Origin of the sequence: Humibacillus xanthopallidus, from assembly GCF_044793955.1 — a bacterium.
In the GTDB taxonomy this organism is placed as follows: Bacteria; Actinomycetota; Actinomycetes; order Actinomycetales; family Dermatophilaceae; genus Humibacillus; species Humibacillus xanthopallidus_C.
In genome coordinates this window covers 1881311-1902683 of the sequence record NZ_CP084995.1, presented here as the reverse complement: position 1 = coordinate 1902683, position 21373 = coordinate 1881311, and the positions used below count along the sequence as shown (strand labels likewise).

Below are 21373 nucleotides of genomic sequence, written 5' to 3'. Positions count from 1 at the left end.
GTCGCGACGCCACCACCCCCAGGACAATCGAAAGAGCAGTTCGTCGCCGTCGAGCGCGGCCGCGCGGTCGCGCGGAAGGGCGACGAACTGCTCTTTCGATTGGTGAGGAGGGCGATGGCCGGGTGCGGCCCGACGAAATGCTCCTTCGATTAGTCGGAAGGGCGGCGCGTCGGGGAGGTCAGAAGGTGCGGACCACGACCACGTCGTGGCCGTCGAGCCGCACGCCCTCGCCGCGGATGATCGGGGCACGCCCCCACGACGCGAGCACCTTGGCGACCTCACCAGAGAACGGCACGACCTGCGAGCGGCCAGCGAGGTTGGCGATGACGTGGACGTTGCCGCGCGACATGATGATCCAGCGCGCGTCCTCGTCGACCTGCACCGAGGTGGCCCGCAGGTCACCCGAGGCCACGTCGGGCTCGGTGCGGCGCACCTTCATGAGCGCGACGTAGAAGTGCATCATCTCGACGTGTCCCGGTGTCACCGCCTCGGCCCACCGGAGCACGCTCGCGTCGCGAGTGGAGCGGTCCTGGGGGTCCGGCACGTCGTCCTCGGCCCAGCCGTGCGCGGCGAACTCCGCGCGCCGACCGTGGCGCACGGCGTCTGCCAGCGCCTCGTCGGAGAACGAGGTGAAGAAGGCGAAGGGCGTGCTGGCGCGCCACTCCTCGCCCATGAAGACCATCGGCGTGAAGGGCGACAGGAGGTAGAGCGCCGCGCCGACCGCCTGCTGCCCCGGTGAGACCGAGTCGCTGATGCGGTCGCCGGTGGCGCGGTTGCCCACTTGGTCGTGGGTCTGCAGGTAGGCGAAGAACTGGTGCCCCGACCGCGCCTCGGGGTCGACCTTGGCACCCCACGGGCGTCCGCGGAAGGTGGACACCCGCCCGTCGTGCAAAAAGGCGTCGGTCAGCGTCTTGGCGAGCACGGAGAGCGACCCGCCCTCCGGCCAGGCCTCGGTGCCACCCGCGAAGTCTGCGTAGTAGCCCTCGGTCTCACCCGTCAGCGCGACGTGCAGCGCGTGGTGGATGTCGTCGTCCCACTGCGCGGTCATGCCGAGACCACCCTCGGTGGTGGGGGTCACCATGACCGGGTCGTTGAGGTCGGACTCGGCGATGAGGTCGAGGGGACGGCCCAGCTCCGTTGCAAGAGTGGCGATCTCGTCGGACAGCTCGGCCAGGATGTGGCGCTCGGAGTCGTCGCGCAGCTCGTGCACGGCGTCGAGCCGCAGGGCGTCGACGTGGAAGTCACGCAGCCAGCGAGCAGCGTTGTCGATGATCCAGCGCCGCACCTCGTGGCTGCCCGGGGCGTCGAGGTTGACCGCCGGGCCCCACGGCGTGTGGTGGGCGTCGGTGAAGTACGGGCCGAACTCCGCGAGGTAGTTGCCCGTCGGCCCGAGGTGGTTGTAGACGACGTCGAGGCCCACACCGAGCCCCCGCTCGTGGCACGCGTCGACGAAGCGCTGGAAGGCCGCGGGGCCACCGTAGGCGTGGTGCACGGCATACGGGTGCACGCCGTCGTAGCCCCAGCCCCACGGGCCGTCGAACGCCGAGACGGGCATGACCTCGACGAGGTCGATGCCGAGCGCGACGAGGTGGTCGAGGTGCGCCAGCGCCGCGTCGAAGGTGCCCTCCGGCGTGAAGGTGCCCACGTGCAGCTCGTAGACGACGCCCCCGGTCACGCCACGCCCGCCGCGGGTGCCCCGCCAGTCGCCGTCACCCCAGGGGTATGCCGCCGGGTCGAAGGTGCGGCTCGGCGCGTGCACCCCGCGTGGCTGCCACGGGCTGCGCGGGTCGGGCCGCGGGTCGCCGCCGTCGATGCTGAACGCGTAGTCGATCGGCACACCGTCGCCGGCGTGGGGCAGCGTGCAGCTCCACCACCCGTCGGCCTCGGCCGTCATGGGTGACAGGGTGACGTCACCCGTCCGCTCGGCGTCGGGCTCGGCTGTGACTGCCGACCAGACGACGGCGACCTGCCGCGCCCCGGGGGACCACACGCCGAGCAGGGTGCTCACTGGTCGTCCTCCACGCGCACGAGCAGTGCGACCGGCAGCCCGTCCGACGCCCCGACGAGCGAGGCGAGCGGCACGGGGCCACCCTCGAGGGCGCGCTGCGAGAGGACGTCGCTCCACGATCCGTCCGGCAGCATCACGGTGGCGTCGCCGAAACCGCCGGCGTCGTGCAGCCGGCCGGCGAGCCGGGTCACCACCGCGACGACCGAGACCTCACCCGGCGTGCCACGACCGAAGGCCACGGCGTGAGGGCTCGTCGTGTCGAGCGGCTGGTAGTCGGCGTCGGGCCCGACGAAGCACTCCGACCACTCGCGGCGGGTGCGCAGGGCGGCAGCGGTGACGAGCAGCTTCTCGTCGTGCAGGTCGGCCGGGGCGGCGCCCGCGTCGAGTCGCGCCAGGCGGCGGCTGCGCTCGTCGTAGTCGACGAGCCGGCGGTTGTCGGGGTCGACGAGGGAGAGGTCGACCAGGTCGGTGCCCTGGTAGACGTCCGGGATGCCGGGCATCGTCAGCTGCACGAGCTTCTGACCGAGCACTGCCGCCCGCGTCGCCGGGCGCGTCGCCTCGACCCACGACTCGACGTGAGCGACGATCTCGGGGCTCGTCACGACACCGGAGACGAAGCGCGCGACAGCAGCCTCGTAGGCCTCGTCGGGCTCGGTCCACCGGGTGAAGAGCTTGGACTCGCGGATCGCCTTGAGGGCGTAGCCCTGTAGCCGCTCCTCACTGATCGGCCAGGCGCCGACCACGGTCTGCCAGAGGAAGTACTCGGTCAGCACGTCGAGCTCGTCGGCACGCACCGGCCCGGCCAGCTCGCGGGCGGTGCGCACCCACGTCGCCCACGCCTCGGGACGCTCCGACAGCACGAAGAGGCGGGCGCGCACGTCCTCGGCCCGCTTCGTGTCGTGCGTCGAGAGCGTCGTCATCGTCGCAGGTGACCGCTCGAGCAGGCCCTGCGCGAAGGTGTGGAAGGTGGCAGCGGAGACCCCCACGCGAGTGGGGTCGCCCCCGACCTCGTTGAGTCCGACGAGGCGCACGTAGCGGTAGTAGGCGGTGTCCTCGATCGCCTTGGCCATGGCCGGCCCGCACGTCTGCTGAAAACGCACGACGAACTCGTCCTGCGCCTCCTGGTCGACGGGAGAGGCCTGGCCCAGAGCGAGGTCGATGACGGCCTCGACCACCGGTCGCGGCAGCTCCTCGGCGCGTCCGTGCGATCCCCGGACCACCGTCGCCTCGAGCTCTGCAGCGTCAGCCGCGTCTGCCGGCACGCCGGGGCGCAGGTAGACGCGGTAGCGGTCCATGCCGACGAGCATCGCCTCGATGACCTCGCGGGCCGCATCAAGGGCAAGGTCGGGCCTGGCCCGCGCCACGAGGCGCAGGAGGCGGCTCACCTCGGTCGCGAGCATGACGGTGACGACCCAGCGCTTGGACTCGGTGACGATCGCCTCAAGGTCCTGCCGCTCCCCCAGCAGCTCGGTCGAGAGATCGTCGAGGGGCGCGGCGCCGTCGGGGTCGACGAAGAGCCCACCGACCCGCAGCAGCGCGTCGTAGCCGGTGGTGCCGGCCGTGCGCCACGATCGGGGCAGCTGCTCGTCACCCTCGAGGATCTTCTCGACGACGACCCACGCGCCGCCGGTCTGCTCCGCCAGCCGCTCGAGGTAGCCCTCGGGGTCGGCGAGACCGTCGGGGTGGTCGATGCGCAGGCCGTCGATGGCGCCGCCGCGGATGCCGTCGACGAGCACCTGGTGCGTCGCGTCGAAGACGGCGGGGTCCTCCACCCGCACCGCGATGAGCGAGGTGACGTCGAAGAAGCGACGGTAGTTGAGCTCGTCGTCGGCGATCGTCCACGAGGCGAGGCGGTAGTGCTGGGCGTCGAGCAGCTCGCGCAGCGGCATACCGGCGTCGACGCCGGGGGCGAGGGGGAAGACGTGGTCGTAGTAGCGCACGACCGGCTCGCCGTCGTGCTCGCCGACCTCGATCTCACCCGCGGCGAGCGCCTCCTCGAGGGTCGCGCCGAGCACGGGCACGAGGATGCGCCCGCCCTGGGCGTTCCAGTCGATGTCGAACCACGACGCATACGCCGAGGACCGGCCCTCGCGCAGCACCGACCACAGCGGTCGGTTGAGCGACAGTGGCGTGGGCGTCGTCATGTGGTTGGGCACGACGTCGACGACGAGTCCCAGCCCGGCAGCGTGCGCCGCCGAGACGAGCCGCGCGAAGGCCTCGTCACCGCCCAGCCCCTCGGCGATCTGCGTGTGGTCGATGACGTCGTAGCCGTGCTTCGAGCCGGACGACGCCTGCAGCACCGGCGACAGGTAGAGGTGCGAGACCCCCAGGGTCGCGAGGTGCTCGACCTGGGCAGCCGCGTCGTCGAGCGTGAAGTCGGGCTCGAGCTGCAGCCGGTGGGTCGAGACTATGGTCCGGTCGCCGGTCACGCGGTGGCCTCCTCGGTGAGCCCGGGGACGCTGGCCGGCACCGAGACCCGGGGGCAGCGCAGCACGACGATGCTCCGCGGCTGCACCTGGATCTGCCACGACGGGTCGAGCGGGTTGCTCTCGAGGTCGTGCGCCGCGGTGTCGACGACGGGGATCCACTCCGAGCCGTACTCCTCGTCCGGCAGCGTGAAGCTCAACGGCTGGCTGTAGGCGTTGAACATCACGAGGAACGAGTCGTCGAGCACCCGGTTGCCGCGAGGGTCGGGTGCCGGGATGGCCGAGCCGTTGAGGAAAACCATGAGCGACTTGGCGAGACCGTTGTGCCACGCGTCCTCGTCCATGTGCTCCGCCTCGGGCGTGAACCACGCGATGTCTCCCAGCTCGCTCTCGCCGCCGTGGTCGGCGCTGCCCGCGAAGAAGCGGCGCCGGCGGAAGACCGGGTGCTCGCGGCGCAGCTTGACGAGCGACTGGGTGAAGGTCAGCAGCTTCTGGTCGTCGCTGTCGAGGACCCACTGGATCCACGAGATGTCGTTGTCCTGGCAGTAGCCGTTGTTGTTGCCGCCCTGGGAGCGCCCGAGCTCGTCGCCGTGCAGCAGCATCGGCACACCCTGCGAGAGCATCAGCGTGGTGAGGAAGTTGCGCTGCTGGCGCAGCCGCAGGTCGCGGATCTCGGGGTCGTCGGTCGGGCCCTCGACGCCGCAGTTCCACGAGCGGTTGTGGCTCTCGCCGTCGTTGTTGCCCTCGCCGTTGGCCTCGTTGTGCTTCTCGTTGTAGGACACGAGGTCGCGCAGGGTGAAGCCGTCGTGCGCGGTGACGAAGTTGATCGACGCGATCGGCTTGCGGCCGGAGTGCTCGTAGAGATCGCTGGATCCCGTGAAGCGAGAGGCGAACTCACCGAGCGCACCGCCGTCGCCGCGCCAGAAGTCGCGCACGGTGTCACGGAACTTGCCGTTCCACTCGGTCCACAGGGGCGGGAAGTTGCCGACCTGGTAGCCGCCCTCGCCGACGTCCCACGGCTCGGCGATGAGCTTGACCTGGCTGACGACCGGGTCCTGCTGGATGAGGTCGAAGAAGGCCGACAGCTTGTCGACCTCGTGGAACTGGCGGGCCAGGGTCGCCGCGAGGTCGAAGCGGAAGCCGTCGACGTGCATCTCGGTGACCCAGTAGCGCAGCGAGTCCATGATGAGCTGCAGCACGTGCGGGCTGCGCATGAGCAGGCTGTTGCCGGTGCCGGTCGTGTCGTAGTAGTGCGTGAGGTCGTCGCTGACGAGCCGGTAGTAGCTGTTGTTGTCGAGTCCGCGGAAGGCGAGCGTCGGGCCCATGTGGTTGCCCTCGGCGGTGTGGTTGTAGACGACGTCGAGGATGACCTCGATGTCGGCCGCGTGCAGCGCCTTGACCATCGCCTTGAACTCCAGCACCTGCTGACCCCGCTCGCCGCCGGCGGCGTAGGCGTTGTGCGGCGCGAGGAAGCCGATCGTGTTGTAGCCCCAGTAGTTCGACAGGCCGCGGTCGACGAGCGGCGCGTCCTGGACGAACTGGTGCACCGGCATGAGCTCGATGGCGGTGATGCCGAGGTCGCTGAGGTGCTTGATCATCGCCGGGTGGGCGATGGCCGCGTAGGTGCCGCGGATCTCCTCGGGGATCTCCGGGTGCATCATCGACAGCCCCTTGACGTGGGCCTCGTAGATGATGCTCTCGTGGTACTCGTGGCGCGGGGGGCGGTCGTCGCCCCAGTCGAAGAACGGGTTGATGACGACCGAGTGCATCGTGTGGCGCAGGCTGTCGTCGAGGTTGACCTTCTTCGTCGTCGCGGCCTTCGGGTCACCGAAGGTGTAGGAGTAGAGCGACTGGTCGTTCTCGGCCTGCCCCTCGATCGCCTTGGCGTAGGGGTCGAGGAGGAGCTTGCTCGGGTTGCAGCGGTGCCCCTTGGCCGGCTCGTAGGGCCCGTGCACGCGGAAGCCGTAGCGCTGGCCGGGCTGCACGTAGGGCACGTAGCCGTGCCACACGAAGCCGTCGATCTCGGGCAGGTCGATGCGGGTCTCGACGAGGTCGTCGTCGATGAGACAGAGCTCGACGCGCTCGGCGACCTCGGAGAAGACGGCGAAGTTCACACCCGATCCGTCGTAGGTGGCTCCGAGGGGGTAGGGCTTGCCGGGCCAGATCTCCATGGACCTTCTTCCGTCGTCGTTCGCGGCACGGGCCACGGCGCCACGGCGTGGCGACAGGCGGACGACAGTGGCCGCAGGGGCCATTCTTGCGTGCCCGGAGCCCCCGTGCACAACCGCCGGGGTATGCCGGGTGGCGCGGGAGCGCTGTCTCAGCCGGCGCGTCCCTGCTTCCAGTACCCCATGAAGGCGACTTGCGCACGGGGCATGCCACCCTCACCCACGAGGAGCCGGCGGCAGGCCTTGACGGTGTCCGAGTCGCCGGCGACCCAGGCATAGGTGTCGTCCGGCCCGAGAGCCCTCGGATCGTCGGCGGCGGCTGTCACGTCGTCACCGGACGAGCTGTAGACGGGCGTCTCCCAGACGTCGTCGTCGAGGTCGGCCCGTCCGAGGGAGGGCAGGTCGGCGACGGCTCGCCCGTCGGTGTCGAGACGCAGGCACTCCCGCAGGAGGGCGAGGGTCTGCTCACCGCGGGCACGTCGGCCGCGGGCGATCCAGTGCGCCTCGATGCCTGCGGGCACGCGCACGTCGAGGAAGTCGGTGGCGTCGGGGACCTCGATGACGGCGACGCCGGTGGCGTCGTCGGGCAGGGACTCGAGGATCGAGGCCAGCGCCGGCACGGCCGTCTCGTCGGCGACGCAGACGAGACGCCGGGCCCCGCCCGGCGCGAACTCGATGCCGCCGAAGGTGCGCTCGTGCCCGCGGCGGGGCGCCAGCAGCCCGATCTCGTCCCCGACCGCGGCACGTGCAGCCCACGTGCCGGCGGGGCCGGCTCCCGAACCGTGCGCATCCGGACCGTGCAGCACGACGTCGACGACGAGCTGGCGCTCCTCCCCCTCCCCCTCGACAGCGCGGGCGGTGTAGGTGCGGATGTGCCCACGCTCGGCCTCGGGGAGGGCGAGCCACTCGGCATACCAGCTCTCGGGGTCGAGCAGCGCCGTGGGCACCGACCGGCCCGCGGCGGGGATGAGCAGCTTGACGCGCTGGTCGAGGGTCGGGCCCTCGGGGCCGAGGTGCTCGAAGCCCTGCCCGCCGAAGCGGATCCGCACGAACGACGGGCTCAGCCGCTCGACCCGGCGCACGACGGCGGTGAGGAGCAGCACGGGGCTGACGGTGGTGGAGGTCACGAGGGGGCTCCGGTCTGCGGGTGGGTGGAGGTGGGGACGACGAGCGGCGAGCCGGTGACGGGGTCGGGGATGACGCGGCTGCCCAGGCCGAAGACCCGGGAGACGAAGTCCTCGTCGATGAGGTCGCCGGGCGCCCCGCTGCCGACGAGGAGGCCGTCACGCATCGCGACGACGTGGTCGGCGTAGCGGGCCGCGAGGTTGAGGTCGTGCAGCACCATGACGACGGTCGTGCCCCGCGTGCGGTTGAGCTCGCACAGCAGGTCGAGCACGTCGATCTGGTGCGCGACGTCGAGATAGGTCGTCGGCTCGTCGAGCAGCACGATGTCGGTCTCCTGCGCGAGCGTCAGGGCGATCCAGACCCGCTGCCGCTGGCCGCCGGACAGCTCTTCGACGTGCCGCTCGGCGAGGTCGACCGTGCCGGTGGCCTGCATGGCTCGCAGCACGGCCTCGTCGTCGGCGGCCGACCACCGGCGCACGAGCGTGTGGTGCGGGTGGCGGCCGCGTCCGACGAGGTCGACGACGGTGATGCCCTCGGGCAGGGGCGGGCTCTGCGGCAGCAGGGCGACGCGGCGGGCGAACTCCTTGGGCCGCAACGACCACACGTCGTCGTCGTCGCCCCCCGCGGCGAGGTGCACCGTGCCCCCTGTGGGTCGCAGCAGCCGGGACAGCCCGCGGAGCACCGTCGACTTGCCGCAGCCGTTGGGGCCGACGACGACGGTCACCCGGCCCGCGGGCACATCGAGGTCGAGGCCCTCGACGACGCGCCGGCCGTCGTAGGAGAGGGTCAGCCCGCGTGCTCGCAGGGCGGACGAGCCGCTCGTGGTCGGGCGCATCGTCAGGGCAGCCATGTCATGCCTTTCCGGCGCGGCCCGCGGCCACGACGACCGCGAGCATCAGAGGGGCACCGAGGGCACCCGTGACGACGCCGACCGGCAGGTTGACGTCGGGGATGAGGTAGTCGCCGGCGAAGTCCGACAGGACGACGACGACCGCGCCGACCAGGGCGGCGGCCCAGAGCGAGGGCCGGCCGCCGCACAGGCGGCGCGCGATCGGGCCGGCGAGGAAGGCGACGAACGCGATGGGACCCGTGGCGCTCGTCGCGACGGCGGCCAGCGCCACGGCGACGAGGAGGCCGAGCCGGGCTCGGACCGCGGGTGCACCCAGCGTGGTCGAGAGGTCGTCGCCGAGCTCGGCCAGGCGCATCCACCGCGCGCACCCGGCGAGCAGGGGTGCGAGCACGACGACGGCGACCGTGAGCAGACCGATCACCGGCCACGTGGCGCGGGCCAGGCTGCCGGTCAGCCACACGAGGGCAGCCTGGGCGTCCTGGATCGAGGTGCGGGTCATGACGAACTGGATGACGCTGCCGAGCAGGGCCGCGATGCCGATGCCGACGAGGACCATGCGCTGGCCGGCCATCGCGGTGCCGCGCGACACGGCATACATCAGCACGCTCACGGCGAGGGCGCCGGCGAGGGCCGCGGCGGGGAGCCAGAGCCCCTGGGCGTCGAGGAAGGTCAGCGCGATGACCGCGGCAGCGGAGGCACCGAGGCTGATCCCGATGATGTCGGGGCTCGCGAGCGGGTTGCGCAGCGTCGTCTGGAACATCGCGCCGGACGCTCCGAAGGCCATGCCGGCGAGGGCGCCGAGGAGGGCGCGCGGGAGCTTCGCCTCCATGACGATGAAGGAGGCGCCGGGGGCATCGGGGAGGGTCTCGCCGCGCAGGATCGGCACGAGGTCGGTCAGCGCCACGACGTAGTCGCCGAGCAGCACCCGCACGAGCACCGCGGCGACGGCGGCGAGGGCGAGCAGCGCGATGACGACACGGACCCGACGCAGGGGACGGCGCCGGGCCCGCACGATCCTCCGGAGGTCGGCGCTCCCCCCGACCGCACCGGTGCGGGGGGCCGCTCGGCTGAGCAGGTCGGCGGTCACAGGCTCGCCATCCGTCCACGCCGCACGAGCACGATGAAGAAGGGCACCCCGACGACCGCGGTCATGATGCCCGCCTGCACCTCGCTCGGCGGTGCGACGAGCCGGCCGACGACGTCGGCGGCCAGCAGCAGGGCGGGCCCGGCCACGAGGCAGACCGGGATGATCCGGCGGTGGTCGGGACCGACGACGAAGCGGGCGACGTGCGGCACGACGAGCCCGAGGAAGCCGATCGGGCCGGCGAGGGCGGTGGCGGCGCCGCAGAGCACAGCAACACCGACGGCGACCGTGACGCGAGCGAGCAGCACGTTCTCGCCGAGCCCGCGGGCGAGGTCGTCACCGAGCGCGAGGGCGTTGAGCTGCCGCACTGCGAGGAGCACGACGACGAGCCCGACGGCAAAGAACGGCAGCACGGTGACGACGAGGTCGAGGCCCCGCCCGCCGATCGTGCCGACCTGCCAGAAGCGGAAGGAGTCGAAGGACTGCTTGCTCGAGACGAGCAGCCCCGACGACCAGCTCGCGAGACCCGCGGTGACGGCGGCGCCCGCCAGGGTGAGCCGCAGCGGCGTCACCCCTCCCCCGGCGAGACCCGCGAGCGCGTGCACGAGGACGGCCGCGAGGCCGGCGCCGGCCATGGCCCACCAGACGTAGCCCGTGAGCGAGCCCACGCCGAAGATCGCGATCGCGATGACGACGGCGAGGGAGGCGCCGGCGTTGACCCCGAGCAGGCCCGGGTCCGCGAGAGGGTTGCGCGTGAGACCCTGCATCGCCGCGCCGGCGACGGCGAGAGCGGCGCCGACGAGCAGCCCCACGGCCGTCCGCGCCAGGCGTGCCTCGACGATGCCGCGGTCGGCGACGGCGTCACCGCTGCCGGTCAGCACCTGCAGCACGTCCCCCACGGGAATCGCCTTGGACCCCAGCATGATCGACGCAGCGACCGTGAGCAGCAGGAGTCCGACCAGGGCGGCGGCGAGCGCGGGGGTGCGTCGACGAGCACCCCCGCGACCACCGTGTCCCCCATGCCCCGCGTAACCGTGGCGCCCCCCGTGACCGTGGCGCCCCCCGTGACCGTGGCGCCCCCCGCGCGCCGGGGCCACACCGTCGGCCGAGCCGGCGGGAGCGGCCGGAGCCGTCCCACCTGCTCGGTCGGCGGTGCGGAGGTCGCTCATCAGGCCGCGTCGGCCTTGTCGACCGCCGCTGCGATGAGCGGCACGAAGAGCTCGGTCATGAACGGGATGGACAGCGGCGTCGGCGAGCTCATCGTCAGGCCGACCTTCTGGTCCTTGGTCGCCACGAGCGCACCCGACTTGATCGCCGGCACCTGCCCGACGAGCGGGTCCTTGGTCATGACGCCCACCTCGGAGTCCTCGGTGATGTAGGTGAGGAAGATGTCGGACTCAAGGGTGGCGGCCTGCTCGGCGCTGACGGTGAGGTAGAACTCCTTCGACCCCTGGGCGCGCTCCTCGACGAACGGCGCGTTCTTGAGCCCGAGCTCGGTGAGCATCTGCGGGCGCAGGTCGCTCGGGGTGTAGAAGCCGATCTGCGAGAGGTCGGTCGGGGCGATGTAGCCGTAGATGAAGGTCTTGCCCGCGAGCTGCGGGTACGTCGCCTTCGCCGCGTCGAGCGCAGCGACGGTCTTCGCCGCGACGGCCGACGCCTGCGTCTGGCGTCCGAGCGCCTTGCCGATCGTCTCGAGCGACTCCTGCCACGAGGTGCCGTAGGCGACCTTCGGGTAGGCCACGACGGGCGCGAGCTTGCTCAGCTTGTCGTACTCGTCCTTCGTGATGCCGGAGTTCGTCGCGAGGATGAGGTCGGGCTGGAGCTTCGCGATCTCCTCGATCGGGTTGCCGTCGGCGTCGTCGAAGCGCGTCGGCGCGACACCACCGAACGTCGCGAGCTGCGCGTCGAACCAGTCGGTGGAGAGGTTGGCGTTGCCACCCCAGCTCACCTTGGGGGCGCCCACCGGTGCGACACCGAGCGCGGCGACGTGGTCGGCGTCGGACCAGCCCAGGGTGACGACGCGCTGGGGCTCCTTCGTGATGGTGGCCTCACCGAAGGCGTCCTTGAGGGTGACGGGGTATGCCGCCGGGTCGGCTCCCGTGGCCCCGCTGCCGCCCGCTGCAGTCGTCGCGGGGGCCGGTGCGGCGCCGCCACCGGTGGGGCCGGTGGTGCAGCCGGCGAGGACGAGGAGCGAGGCGACGGCCGCGAGCGCGGCGGTTCTGAGGCGGGACACGGTGGGCTCTCTCTGTCAGGGACTCGGACCTGCCGCGATGCACCGACGTGCCCGCTTTAGGTGAGGCTTACCTTAGTAAGGGTCACCTAAGCATTGTCAAACCGCGCCCGACATGCGTCCGGCCCCGTGCTCGCGTACGGGACCGGACGGCATACGACAGCGGTGAGTCCTGTTGCAGGACAATGAGATTGCCTAGAGGGCGCCACCCAGCGTGACGCCGCCGTCGATCGTCAGCGTCTGTCCCGTGATCCAGGAGGCGTCGGCACTGAGCAGGAAGCTCACGGCACCGGCGATGTCCTCGGGGAGCCCGAGCCGCTTCATCGGGTAGGCGCGCACGACCTTCTCCTCGCGCCCCTCGTAGAGCGCTTCGGCGAACTTCGTCTTGACCACGGCGGGGGCCACGGCGTTGACCCGCACGTCCGGACCCAGCTCGAAGCCGAGCTCGGTCGTCAGGTGGATGAGCGCGGCCTTGGACACGCCGTACCACCCGATGACGCCCGACGCACCCTGACCGGCGACCGACGCGAGGTTGACGACCGCGGCGGGGTGCGCCTCGTCGCCGAAGCCGGCGGCGATCGCCTTCTTGATCCACGAGAAGGCCGCCACGACGTTGACGTCGAGCACCTTGCGGGCGACCTCGATGTCGGTGTCGACCATGGGCCCGTAGACGGGGTTGATGCCGGTGTTGTTGACGAGCAGGTGCAGGCCGCCGAACGTCCCGCGTGCCGTGGCGATCACCTCGTCCTGGTGGGCCTCGTCGGCCGCGTTGCCGGCGACGCCTAGGGCGTTCACCGGGCCGCCGAGCTGCTCGACGGCGGCGGCGAGCGCCTCGGGCCGGCGGGCCGTGATGACGACCTTGGCGCCCTCGGCGACGAGCCGCTCCGCGATGCCCAGACCGATGCCGCGGCTCGCGCCGGTGACGATCGCGACCGCTCCCTCGTGAGCCCCCATCAGAAGCCGAGGTCCCGGCCGATGAGCTCCTTCATGATCTCGTTGGAGCCGGCCCAGATCTTCGTCACGCGGGCGTCGCGCCAAGCGCGGGCCACGCGGTACTCGTTCATGAAGCCGTAGCCACCATGCAGCTGCACGCAGTGGTCGAGCACGTCGTTCTGCACCTGCGAGCTCCACCACTTCGCCTTGGCCGCGTCGACGGCGGAGAGCTTGCTCTCGGCGTGGGCGGAGATGCAGTCGTCGACGTAGGCCTCGGCCACCTCGATCTTCGTCACGAGCTCGGCCATCAGGAACTTGTTGTGCTGGAAGGCGCCGATCGGCTGGCCGAAGGCCTTGCGGTCCTTGGCGTACTGGATCGTCTCCTCGAGGATCGCCTTGGCGTGGGCGACGTTGGAGACGGCGGCCCCCACGCGCTCCTGCGGGAGGCGCTGCATCATCGCGATGAAGCCCATGCCCTCCTCCCCGAGGCGGTTCTCGTCAGGCACGCGGACGTTCTCGAAGAAGAGCTCGGCCGTGTCGGACTCGTCCATGCCGACCTTGTCGAGCTTGCGGCCGTTGACGAATCCCTGCATGCCGCGCTCGACCATGAGCAGGGTGATGCCCTTGGCGCCCTTGCTCGGGTCGGTGCGCGCAGCCACGATGACGAGGTCGGCCTGGTAGCCGTTGGTGATGAAGGTCTTGGAGCCGTTGAGGATCCAGCCGTCGCCGTCGCGCACGGCGGTCGTCTTGAGGGCGGCGAGGTCGGAGCCACCGGAGGGCTCGGTCATTGCGATGGCGCAGATGAGCTCGCCACTCGCCATGCCGGGCAGCCAGCGCTGCTTCTGCTCCTCCGTACCGAGGTCGACGATGTAGGGCGGACAGACATCGGAGTGGATGCCGAAGCACGAGCTGGTCGCGGCGTTGAAGCGCGACATCTCCTCGGCCACGACGGCGTTGAACCGGTAGTCGTCGACGCCGGCGCCCCCGAACTCCTCCGGTATGTCGAGGCCGAAGAAGCCCTGCTTGCCGGCCTCGAGCCAGATCTCGCGCGGGATCGACTTGCTCGCGATCATCTCCTCGGCTCGCGGCGCGAGTGTGCGGGCGACGAACTCGCGCGCCGACGCGCGCATCGCCTCGTGGTCCTCGTCATAGATGTTGCGGGGCATCCGTCCTCCATCGGGCGTGATCACTGGGTGCGACGCGCCGACCCGTCATACCGACGGGTAACTAAGCGCTTGCTTAGTTTCTCTCCCCTGCGGCATGCTGTCAACGTGCCGCACCCCACGACGACCCCGAGTCCGACCACGACGTCGACGTCGGACCCCGACGCCTCGACCGTCGACCGGCTCATGCAGGCGGCCTCCCACGCCTTCGCCGAGAAGGGCTTCCACGCCACGACGACACGCGACATCGCGTCCGGGGCGGGCCTCTCGCCCGCCGGCGTCTACGTCCACTTCGGCTCCAAGGAGGAGCTGCTCTTCAACCTCAGCCGCAGCGGCCACGAGTCGGCCCTGCGCCTGCTTCGACGGGCCATCGCCGAAGGAACGACCCCGACCGAGCAGCTCGAGACCCTGATGGCGCGCTTCTCCGAGTGGCACGTGGAGCAGTACCAGGTCGCGCGCGTCGTGCAGTACGAGCACCACCACCTGACGGCCGAGCACCACGCCGAGGTCCTCGCCCTGCGCAAGGAGATGGACTCGCTCGTTCGCGACGTGCTCGACCGGGGCGTCGCCGACGGCACCTTCGCGGTCGACGACAGCGCCGACACGGCGCTCGCCCTGCTGTCGATCGCCGTCGACGTGGCCCGGTGGTACTCCCCCACCATCAAGCGCACGCCGACGCAGATCGGTGCGACCAACGCCGCGCTCGCGCTGCGCCTCGTCGGCGCCGGTCGCTGACCCTGCACCCACGGGCCAGCCGATGAGCGGTCACAGCGTCCTCCTCGTGCCGGTGCCCGCTCTCGAGCCGTTCGTGCGGGCTCGCAGCGAGCACTACGACCGCGACTACGTCTCGGCGGACCCGTGCTTCGTGCACGCCCACGTCACGGCGCTCGGGCCTTTCCTCCCGCCGACCGAGCTCACGCCGGAGGCGCTCGGACAGGTCGCCGAGATCGCTGGTGCGACAGCGCCTTTCGACTTCACGCTCGAGGAGCTGGGGGTCTTCCCCAACGGGATCATCCACCTCCTCCCGGAGCCGACGGCCCCGTTCGAGGCGCTGACCGGGAGGTTGTGGCGGGCTTTCCCCCAGTGCCCGCCGTATGCCGGCGAGTTCGGCGCCGTCGTGCCCCACCTGACGCTCGACGCCGTCTCCGACGAGGTCACCGCGGAGTCGACGCTGCGGCTCGCCGCGCCCCACGTGCCGGCGCGCTCACGAGCCGACCGGCTCGACCTGGCGTGGTATGCACGAGGCGACTGCCGGGTCCTGCACTCGTGGCGGCTGGGAGGCTGACCGCGGGAGGCTCGACGGCTCAGGCGCGCTCGTCGGCGAGGAGGCTGGCTCGGTCGGTGACGGGGGGCGTGATCTTCGGCCCGAGGTCGACCGTGAGGCGCGGCAGGAAGAACTGCACGAGCGGGCCGATCGTCACGGCATACAGCACCGTACCCAGACCCACGGGGCCACCGAGCAGCCAGCCCGCACCGAGCACGACGACCTCGATCGTCGTGCGCACCAAGCGGATCGAGAGTCCGGTGCGGCGGGCGAAGCCCGTCATCAGGCCGTCGCGCGGTCCCGGGCCGAGCTGGCTGCCGATGTAGAGGCCGCCGGCGATGCCGTTGAGCACGATGCCGGTGCCGAGCATCAGGGCGCGCGCCCAGAGGTCCTCGGGAGGAGCGATGAGCGCCAGCCCGGCGTCCGCCGCCAGACCGATGACGACGACGTTGGCGATGGTGCCGAGGCCCGGCCACTGGCGCAGCGGCAGCCACAGCAGCAGCACGAGAGCGCCGACGATGATGGTCACCTGGCCGAAGGTGAGCGGCACGTGCGTCGCGATGCCCGCGTGGAAGACGTCCCACGGGTCGAGGCCCAGCGTCGAGCGGATGAGCATCGCCATCGAGACCCCGTAGAGCGTGAGCCCGACCATGAGCTGGACGACCCGGCGAGGGAGTCGCCCGGCCTGCAGCTGCTGGCGGGGCGAGAGGTTGCGCAGGGGGACGTGGCGTCGCATGACGACCAGTCTGTACCTCAGTGGTCTGGGTTTTAAGGGCCAATCGTGCGACAGTGGTCTGGTGCGCACCATCTCCGCTCGCTCACTGGCCCTGCTGCTCGGTACCGCTCCCCTGCCGCGCCCGGCCTACCGCGGTCTGGCCGACGGCATCCGCCGGCTCGTCTCCGACGGGCGCCTCCTGGTCGGCACCCGGCTGCCGAGCGAGCGCACCCTGACCACCGAGCTCGGACTCTCGCGCACGACCGTGGGCGCGGCGCTCGACGCCCTGCGCGACGAGGGCTTCGTCGCCACCCGCCGTGGGTCCGGCAGCGTCGTCTGCCTCCCGGCCGGGCCGTCGGGGCTCGCGCTGTCGCAAGCCGGACTCATCCCGACCGACGTGCCGCCCGACGTCATCGACCTCACGTATGCCGCCCTGCCGGCCGCAGCCGGTGTCACCGCCGCCTACGAGCGCGCCCTCACGGAGCTGCCGCGTCACCTCGCGACTGCGGGCTACCACCCGCACGGCCTGCCCGAGGCGCGGGCCGCCGTCGCGGCGTGGTTCGACGGTCGCGGGCTGCCCACCACCCCCGACCAGGTGATCATGACCTCCGGCGCCCATGCCGGGCTGTCGGCCGTGCTGCGGGCCGAGCTCGAGGTCGGCGACCGAGTGCTGATCGAGAGCCCGACCTACCCCAATGCCATTGTGGGAGTGCGGCGCTCGGCCTACCGCGCGGTGCCCACCCAGCTGACGGCGCGGGGGTGGGACGTCGACGGCATCGAGCTCGGCCTGCGTCAGAGCGGTGCGCGGGCGGCATACCTCATCCCCGACCACCAGAACCCCACGGGGCTCCTCATGCCCGCCGCCACGCGCCGGGCCGTGGGCGACGTGCTCCGTGGTGCGCGCGCGGTGCCCGTCATCGACGAGACCTTCGTCGAGCTGGGGCTGGACGACGGTGCCGACGGGGGACCCGCGCGGGTGGCGCCGTTCGCCGTCTCGGCCCCGGAGGCCCACACGCTCGGCAGCGCCGGCAAGACGTGGTGGGGCGGCCTGCGCGTCGGCTGGGTGCGCGCGCCCCGCGGGTCGGTCGAGCGCGTCATCGAGGCACGGCACAGCCTCGACCTCGGCACGGCGGTGCTCGAGCAGCTCGTCGTCGTCGACCTGCTCACCCAGGGCGAGGCCTTGCTCGCCGAGCGTCGACGCGAGGCGCGGGCCCGACGCGACGCGATCGTCGAGGCCCTGCGGCGGCACGTGCCGGAGTGGCGCTTCACCGTGCCGGGCGGCGGCCTCAACCTCTGGTGCGAGCTGCCCGACGACCGCGGTGACGACCTCGCGCGCGTGGCCGAGTCGGCCGGCGTGCGCCTGGCTCGTGGCGGGCAGTTCGGGGTCGAGGGCGGGCTCGGGCGCTTCGTGCGCGTGCCGTTCTGTGTCGCACCCGACCAGGCCGACGAGGTGGGTCGCAGGCTGGCCGAGGCGTGGCGACTTGCCCTCGGCGAGCGACCCACCACGCGCGAGGTCAGCCCCCTCATCGCCTGACCACTCACGCCGGGTGTAGGACTGGGTGCGTGGACACCAGCACAGGCTCGACCGCGCGCGCAGGGCAGATCACGACGCGCCGGTGGGAGGACGGCAAGGTCGTCGAGGAGGACTTCCCCCTCCACGCGGTGTCCGAGCACCTGGGCCGCGACGGGTCGCTCGTCTGGGTCGACCTCTGCGAGCCCGACCACAGCGAGCTGCTCTCCCTCGCCCACGAGCTCGGTCTCGACCCCCACGCCGTCGAGGACGCGATCACGAGCGGCGAGCGGCCCAAGGCGACCCGGCACGCGAAGCACACCTTCCTCACCGTCTACGCGACCGACCTCGACGTCGATGACGACCCCACGGCTCCCGTCGGCAGGGAGTCACGCCTGCACACCAGCCGCATCTCGGCCTTCGTCCTGCCGAATGGCATCATCACGGTGCGCGGCAGCGCCCACTTCGACATGGGCCCGGTGCTCGAGCGCTGGAACGACGACCCCGAGCTGCTCTGCCTCGGGGTCGGTGCCCTCGTGCACGGACTGCTCGACACGGTCGTCGACGGCCACTTCGAGACGATCCAGCGGCTCGACGACGCCATCGAGGGGCTCGAGGACCAGCTCTTCGGCGAGCACGGCCAGACCCACGCGGTGCAGGTGCGCACCTACCGCCTGCGCAAGGAACTCGTCGAGCTGCGCCGGGTCGTGCTGCCGATGCGCGACGTCGTCAACGCGGTGCTGCGCCACCGCGGCGAGCTCTCCGAGCGGCACACCGAGCTCGACGGTTTCTACGACGACCTCTACGACCACGTGCTGCGCGCCTCGGAGTGGACCGAGTCGTTGCGCGACATGATCACGACGATCTTCGAGACCAACCTGTCGTTGCAGGACGCCCGGCTCAACACCGTGATGAAGAAGCTCACCGGGTGGGCCGCCATCATCGCCGTGCCGACGGCGGTCACCGGGTGGTTCGGCCAGAACGTGCCCTACCCGGGCTTCGGCCAGCCTTCCGGCGTGCTCCTCAGCACCGTCATCATCGCCGGCATCGGCGGGCTGCTCTACGTCGTCTTCCGCCGCAAGGGCTGGATCTGACCCGAGCCCCCGGGGGTCGACGGTGGGTCGATGGGTGCACGTTTCGTGCTGAGGTGCTGACGCGGTGGTCAGTCGCGGGTCAGCTTGCGGTAAGTGACCCGGTGCGGGCGGGCCGCGTCGGGGCCGAGTCGCTCGATCTTGTTGGCCTCGTAGGACTCGAAGTTGCCCTCGAACCAGTACCAGTTGGCCGGGTTGTCCTCGGTGCCCTCGAAGGCGAGGATGTGCGTCGCGACCCGGTCGAGGAACCACCGGTCGTGGGTGATGACCACGGCGCAGCCCGGGAAGTCGAGCAGGGCGTTCTCGAGCGAGCCGAGCGTCTCGACGTCGAGGTCGTTGGTGGGCTCGTCGAGCAGCAGCAGGTTGCCGCCCTGCTTGAGGGTGAGCGCGAGGTTGAGGCGGTTGCGCTCGCCACCCGAGAGCACGCCGGCCAGCTTCTGCTGGTCGGGTCCCTTGAAGCCGAACTGCGACACGTAGGCGCGCGACGGGATCTCGACGTGGCCGACCTTCATGTAGTCGAGGCCGTCGGAGACGATCTCCCAGAGGTTCTTCTTGGGGTCCAGGCCCTCACGGCCCTGGTCGACGTAGGAGATCTTCACGGTGTCACCGATCTTGACCTCGCCGCCGTCGGGCTGCTCGAAGCCGACGATCGTCTTGAAGAGGGTCGACTTGCCGACACCGTTGGGTCCGATGACGCCGACGATGCCGTTGCGCGGCAGCGAGAACGACAGGTTGTCGATGAGGACGCGGTCGCCGAAACCCTTCTTGAGGTTCTTGACCTCGATGACCGTCGACCCGAGGCGCGGGCCCGGCGGGATCTGCAGCTCCTCGAAGTCGAGCTTGCGCGTGCGGTCGGCCTCGGCCGCCATCTCCTCGTAGCGGGCGAGGCGCGCCTTGCTCTTGACCTGACGGCCCTTGGCGTTGCTGCGCACCCACTCGAGCTCGGTCTTGAGTCGCTTGGCGAGCTTGGCGTCCTTCTTCCCCTGGATCGTGAGGCGCTCGGACTTTTTCTCGAGGTAGGTCGAGTAGTTGCCCTCGTAGGGGTAGAGGCGGCCGCGGTCGACCTCGGCGATCCACTGGGCGACGTTGTCGAGGAAGTAGCGATCGTGGGTGACGGCGATGACGGCGCCGTGGTAGCTCTCGAGGTGCTGCTCGAGCCACAGCACCGACTCGGCGTCGAGGTGGTTGGTCGGCTCGTCGAGGAGCAGCAGGTCGGGCTTCTGCAGGAGCAGCTTGCACAGGGCGACGCGGCGGCGCTCGCCACCCGAGAGGTTGGTGACGGGCGAGTCACCGGGCGGGCAGCGCAGGGCGTCCATCGCCTGCTCGAGCTGGCTGTCGAGGTCCCACGCGTCGGCGTGGTCGATGTCCTCCTGGAGCTTGCCCATCTCGGTCAGCAGGGCGTCGTAGTCGGCGTCGGGGTCGGCCATCTCGGCGGAGATCTCGTTGTAGCGGTCGAGCTTCGCCTTGATCTCGCCGGCGCCCTCCTCGACGTTGCCGAGGACGGTCTTGTCCTCGTTGAGGGGCGGCTCCTGCAGGAGGATGCCGACCGTCGCCCCGGCCGCGAGGCGGGCCTCGCCGTTGGACGGCTGATCGAGGCCGGCCATGATCTTGAGGATCGTCGACTTGCCGGCGCCGTTGGGGCCGACCATGCCGATCTTGGCGCCCGGGTAGAACGACATCGAGACGTCATCGAGGATGACCTTCTCGTTGTGCGCCTTGCGGGCACGGGTCATGGTGTAGATGTACTCGGCCATGTCCCGAAGGCTATCGGCCCGCGCGTGCCACACCGAATCCGCGCGGTGCACGCGGCCCGTTCCCGGTGCCCTGCGCGGAGCGGAGGGCTACCACACCCTCCGCCAGGAGCCCCCGGTGTACGCCTCGGTGAAACCGACGGAGTCATAGAGCTCGTTCGCTGGATTGGTCTCGCCGGTCGCCACGTAGACATCGACGGCTCCCAGGGCCCTCACCCGCCGGACCCCCTCGAGCATGAGAGCGCGCGCCAACCCCTGGCGCCGATGGCGGGGATCGGTGCACACGGGCTCGAAGATGCCTCGTCGGTTGACGCTGTCGTAGGTGACACCGGCGTAGGCCGCGAAGGAGCCGTCGGACGCCTCTGCGACCAGGTCGAGATCATGTCGGAAGGACGGGGACGTCGTGGTGAAGGCCTGGTACTCAGCGGCGTTGTGAACGGTCCGGTCGAAGGCGGCGTTGAGGAGGTCCGCGATGCGCTGGGCATCCCCCACCCCGGGACACGTCGTGCGCATGCCGTAGCCGTCAGCGAGCTGCGATGCCGGGATCAGGCCGGCACCCAGGCGCAGGCGCCGCGTCACCGCGCCTTCTGGCAGCCGCTCGAACCCCCGGCGCGTCAGGATCCTCCGACGGGGTACGTCGTAGTCGAAGGCGAAGACGTCCAGCTGCCTGCGCGCTCCCTCCTCCACCGTCACGGCGAGGTGCTGCTCGGCCCAGGCGATCATCTCCTCCTCGATGTGGCGGTGGTCCGGGTGCAGCTCGAGGAAGGCGTCGCCGGCATCCTCCGGGTGCACCGCGCCGATGAGCCGCCCACCCTCGTCCTCCCAGAGATGGATGCGTCCATCACCGGCCGGGTCCTGGTGCTCGCGGTAGAAGCGCTGCCCGTCCCACCGCCGGATCTCCCAGTTGAAGTCCACCGGAGTGATCGGGTAGGTCTCGAGCAGCAGGCCACGCACGCGCCAGAAGTCGTCATCACCGCGATACGGACGATCGTGCGTGCGTGCAGGCACGGGCGGGCGGCTGTCGACGTCCGCTCTGATTCGGTCCACCAGACCAG

17 protein-coding genes are annotated in these 21373 nt (G+C 71.2%); 4 read left to right on the top strand and 13 right to left on the bottom strand.

Translation table 11 applies throughout. The features are described 5' to 3' along the window. Positions 1-178: 178 nt before the first annotated feature. From treZ to LG278_RS08355, 10 genes are all read right to left on the bottom strand, one after another. Positions 179-2008, bottom strand: coding sequence for a malto-oligosyltrehalose trehalohydrolase (treZ, locus tag LG278_RS08400; protein WP_404392793.1), 1830 nt, complete (start codon positions 2006-2008; stop codon positions 179-181). Beyond that, on the bottom strand, positions 2005-4437 hold the full coding sequence (gene treY, locus LG278_RS08395) for a malto-oligosyltrehalose synthase (RefSeq protein ID WP_404392791.1): 2433 nt from the start codon (positions 4435-4437) through the stop codon (positions 2005-2007). The genes treZ and treY overlap by 4 nt, the downstream gene beginning before the upstream one ends. Beyond that, on the bottom strand, positions 4434-6605 hold the full coding sequence (gene glgX / locus LG278_RS08390) for a glycogen debranching protein GlgX (protein WP_404392789.1): 2172 nt from the start codon (positions 6603-6605) through the stop codon (positions 4434-4436). Before glgX ends, treY begins: the two co-directional genes overlap by 4 nt. A 149-nt stretch (positions 6606-6754) precedes the next feature. Then, positions 6755-7729 carry a siderophore-interacting protein gene (locus LG278_RS08385; protein WP_404392787.1) on the bottom strand — a complete coding sequence of 325 codons (975 nt, stop codon included), beginning with the start codon at positions 7727-7729 and terminating at the stop codon, positions 6755-6757. Beyond that, positions 7726-8577: an ABC transporter ATP-binding protein gene (locus LG278_RS08380; protein WP_404392785.1), complete on the bottom strand. Its 852-nt coding sequence runs from the start codon at positions 8575-8577 to the stop codon at positions 7726-7728. Before LG278_RS08380 ends, LG278_RS08385 begins: the two co-directional genes overlap by 4 nt. 1 nt (position 8578) lies before the next feature. Then, positions 8579-9664, bottom strand: a complete 1086-nt coding sequence (locus LG278_RS08375; protein WP_404392783.1) for a FecCD family ABC transporter permease — start codon at positions 9662-9664, stop codon at positions 8579-8581. Next, a complete protein-coding gene (locus LG278_RS08370; protein WP_404392781.1) occupies positions 9661-10560 on the bottom strand; it encodes a FecCD family ABC transporter permease in 900 nt (299 codons plus the stop codon). The genes LG278_RS08375 and LG278_RS08370 overlap by 4 nt, the downstream gene beginning before the upstream one ends. 269 nt (positions 10561-10829) lie before the next feature. Next, positions 10830-11894, bottom strand: coding sequence for an iron-siderophore ABC transporter substrate-binding protein (locus LG278_RS08365; protein WP_404392779.1), 1065 nt, complete (start codon positions 11892-11894; stop codon positions 10830-10832). 192 nt (positions 11895-12086) lie between these two features. Beyond that, complete coding sequence (locus LG278_RS08360; protein WP_404392777.1) at positions 12087-12845, bottom strand: SDR family oxidoreductase; 759 nt, start codon at positions 12843-12845, stop codon at positions 12087-12089. Continuing rightward, positions 12845-13990 (bottom strand): acyl-CoA dehydrogenase family protein, encoded by a 1146-nt coding sequence (locus tag LG278_RS08355; protein WP_404392775.1) that lies wholly within the window; start codon positions 13988-13990, stop codon positions 12845-12847. The genes LG278_RS08360 and LG278_RS08355 overlap by 1 nt, the downstream gene beginning before the upstream one ends. A gap of 105 nt (positions 13991-14095) precedes the next feature. On the opposite strand from LG278_RS08355, the gene LG278_RS08350 reads away from it, so the two are divergent. After that, a complete protein-coding gene (locus LG278_RS08350; protein WP_404392773.1) occupies positions 14096-14722 on the top strand; it encodes a TetR family transcriptional regulator in 627 nt (208 codons plus the stop codon). Between the two features lie 22 nt (positions 14723-14744). After that, the gene (locus LG278_RS08345) at positions 14745-15272 is read left to right on the top strand and encodes a 2'-5' RNA ligase family protein (protein WP_404392772.1); all 528 of its coding nucleotides are present in this window, start codon (positions 14745-14747) and stop codon (positions 15270-15272) included. Positions 15273-15291: 19 nt separating this feature from the next. On the opposite strand, the gene LG278_RS08340 is transcribed toward LG278_RS08345, so the two are convergent. After that, positions 15292-15987 carry a YitT family protein gene (locus LG278_RS08340; RefSeq protein WP_404392770.1) on the bottom strand — a complete coding sequence of 232 codons (696 nt, stop codon included), beginning with the start codon at positions 15985-15987 and terminating at the stop codon, positions 15292-15294. A gap of 61 nt (positions 15988-16048) precedes the next feature. Here LG278_RS08340 and LG278_RS08335 point away from each other — a divergent pair, with 61 nt between their 5' ends. Both LG278_RS08335 and LG278_RS08330 read left to right on the top strand, forming a co-directional pair. After that, complete coding sequence (locus tag LG278_RS08335) at positions 16049-17500, top strand: PLP-dependent aminotransferase family protein (RefSeq protein WP_404392768.1); 1452 nt, start codon at positions 16049-16051, stop codon at positions 17498-17500. Positions 17501-17529: 29 nt separating this feature from the next. Next, complete coding sequence (locus tag LG278_RS08330) at positions 17530-18570, top strand: magnesium transporter CorA family protein (RefSeq protein WP_404392766.1); 1041 nt, start codon at positions 17530-17532, stop codon at positions 18568-18570. A gap of 68 nt (positions 18571-18638) precedes the next feature. Here the strand turns inward: LG278_RS08330 and ettA are convergent, their stop codons facing one another. Then, complete coding sequence (gene ettA / locus LG278_RS08325; protein WP_404392764.1) at positions 18639-20321, bottom strand: energy-dependent translational throttle protein EttA; 1683 nt, start codon at positions 20319-20321, stop codon at positions 18639-18641. 87 nt (positions 20322-20408) lie between these two features. Further along, positions 20409-21365 carry a GNAT family N-acetyltransferase gene (locus tag LG278_RS08320; protein ID WP_404392763.1) on the bottom strand — a complete coding sequence of 319 codons (957 nt, stop codon included), beginning with the start codon at positions 21363-21365 and terminating at the stop codon, positions 20409-20411. Between the last annotated feature and the right edge of the window lie 8 nt (positions 21366-21373).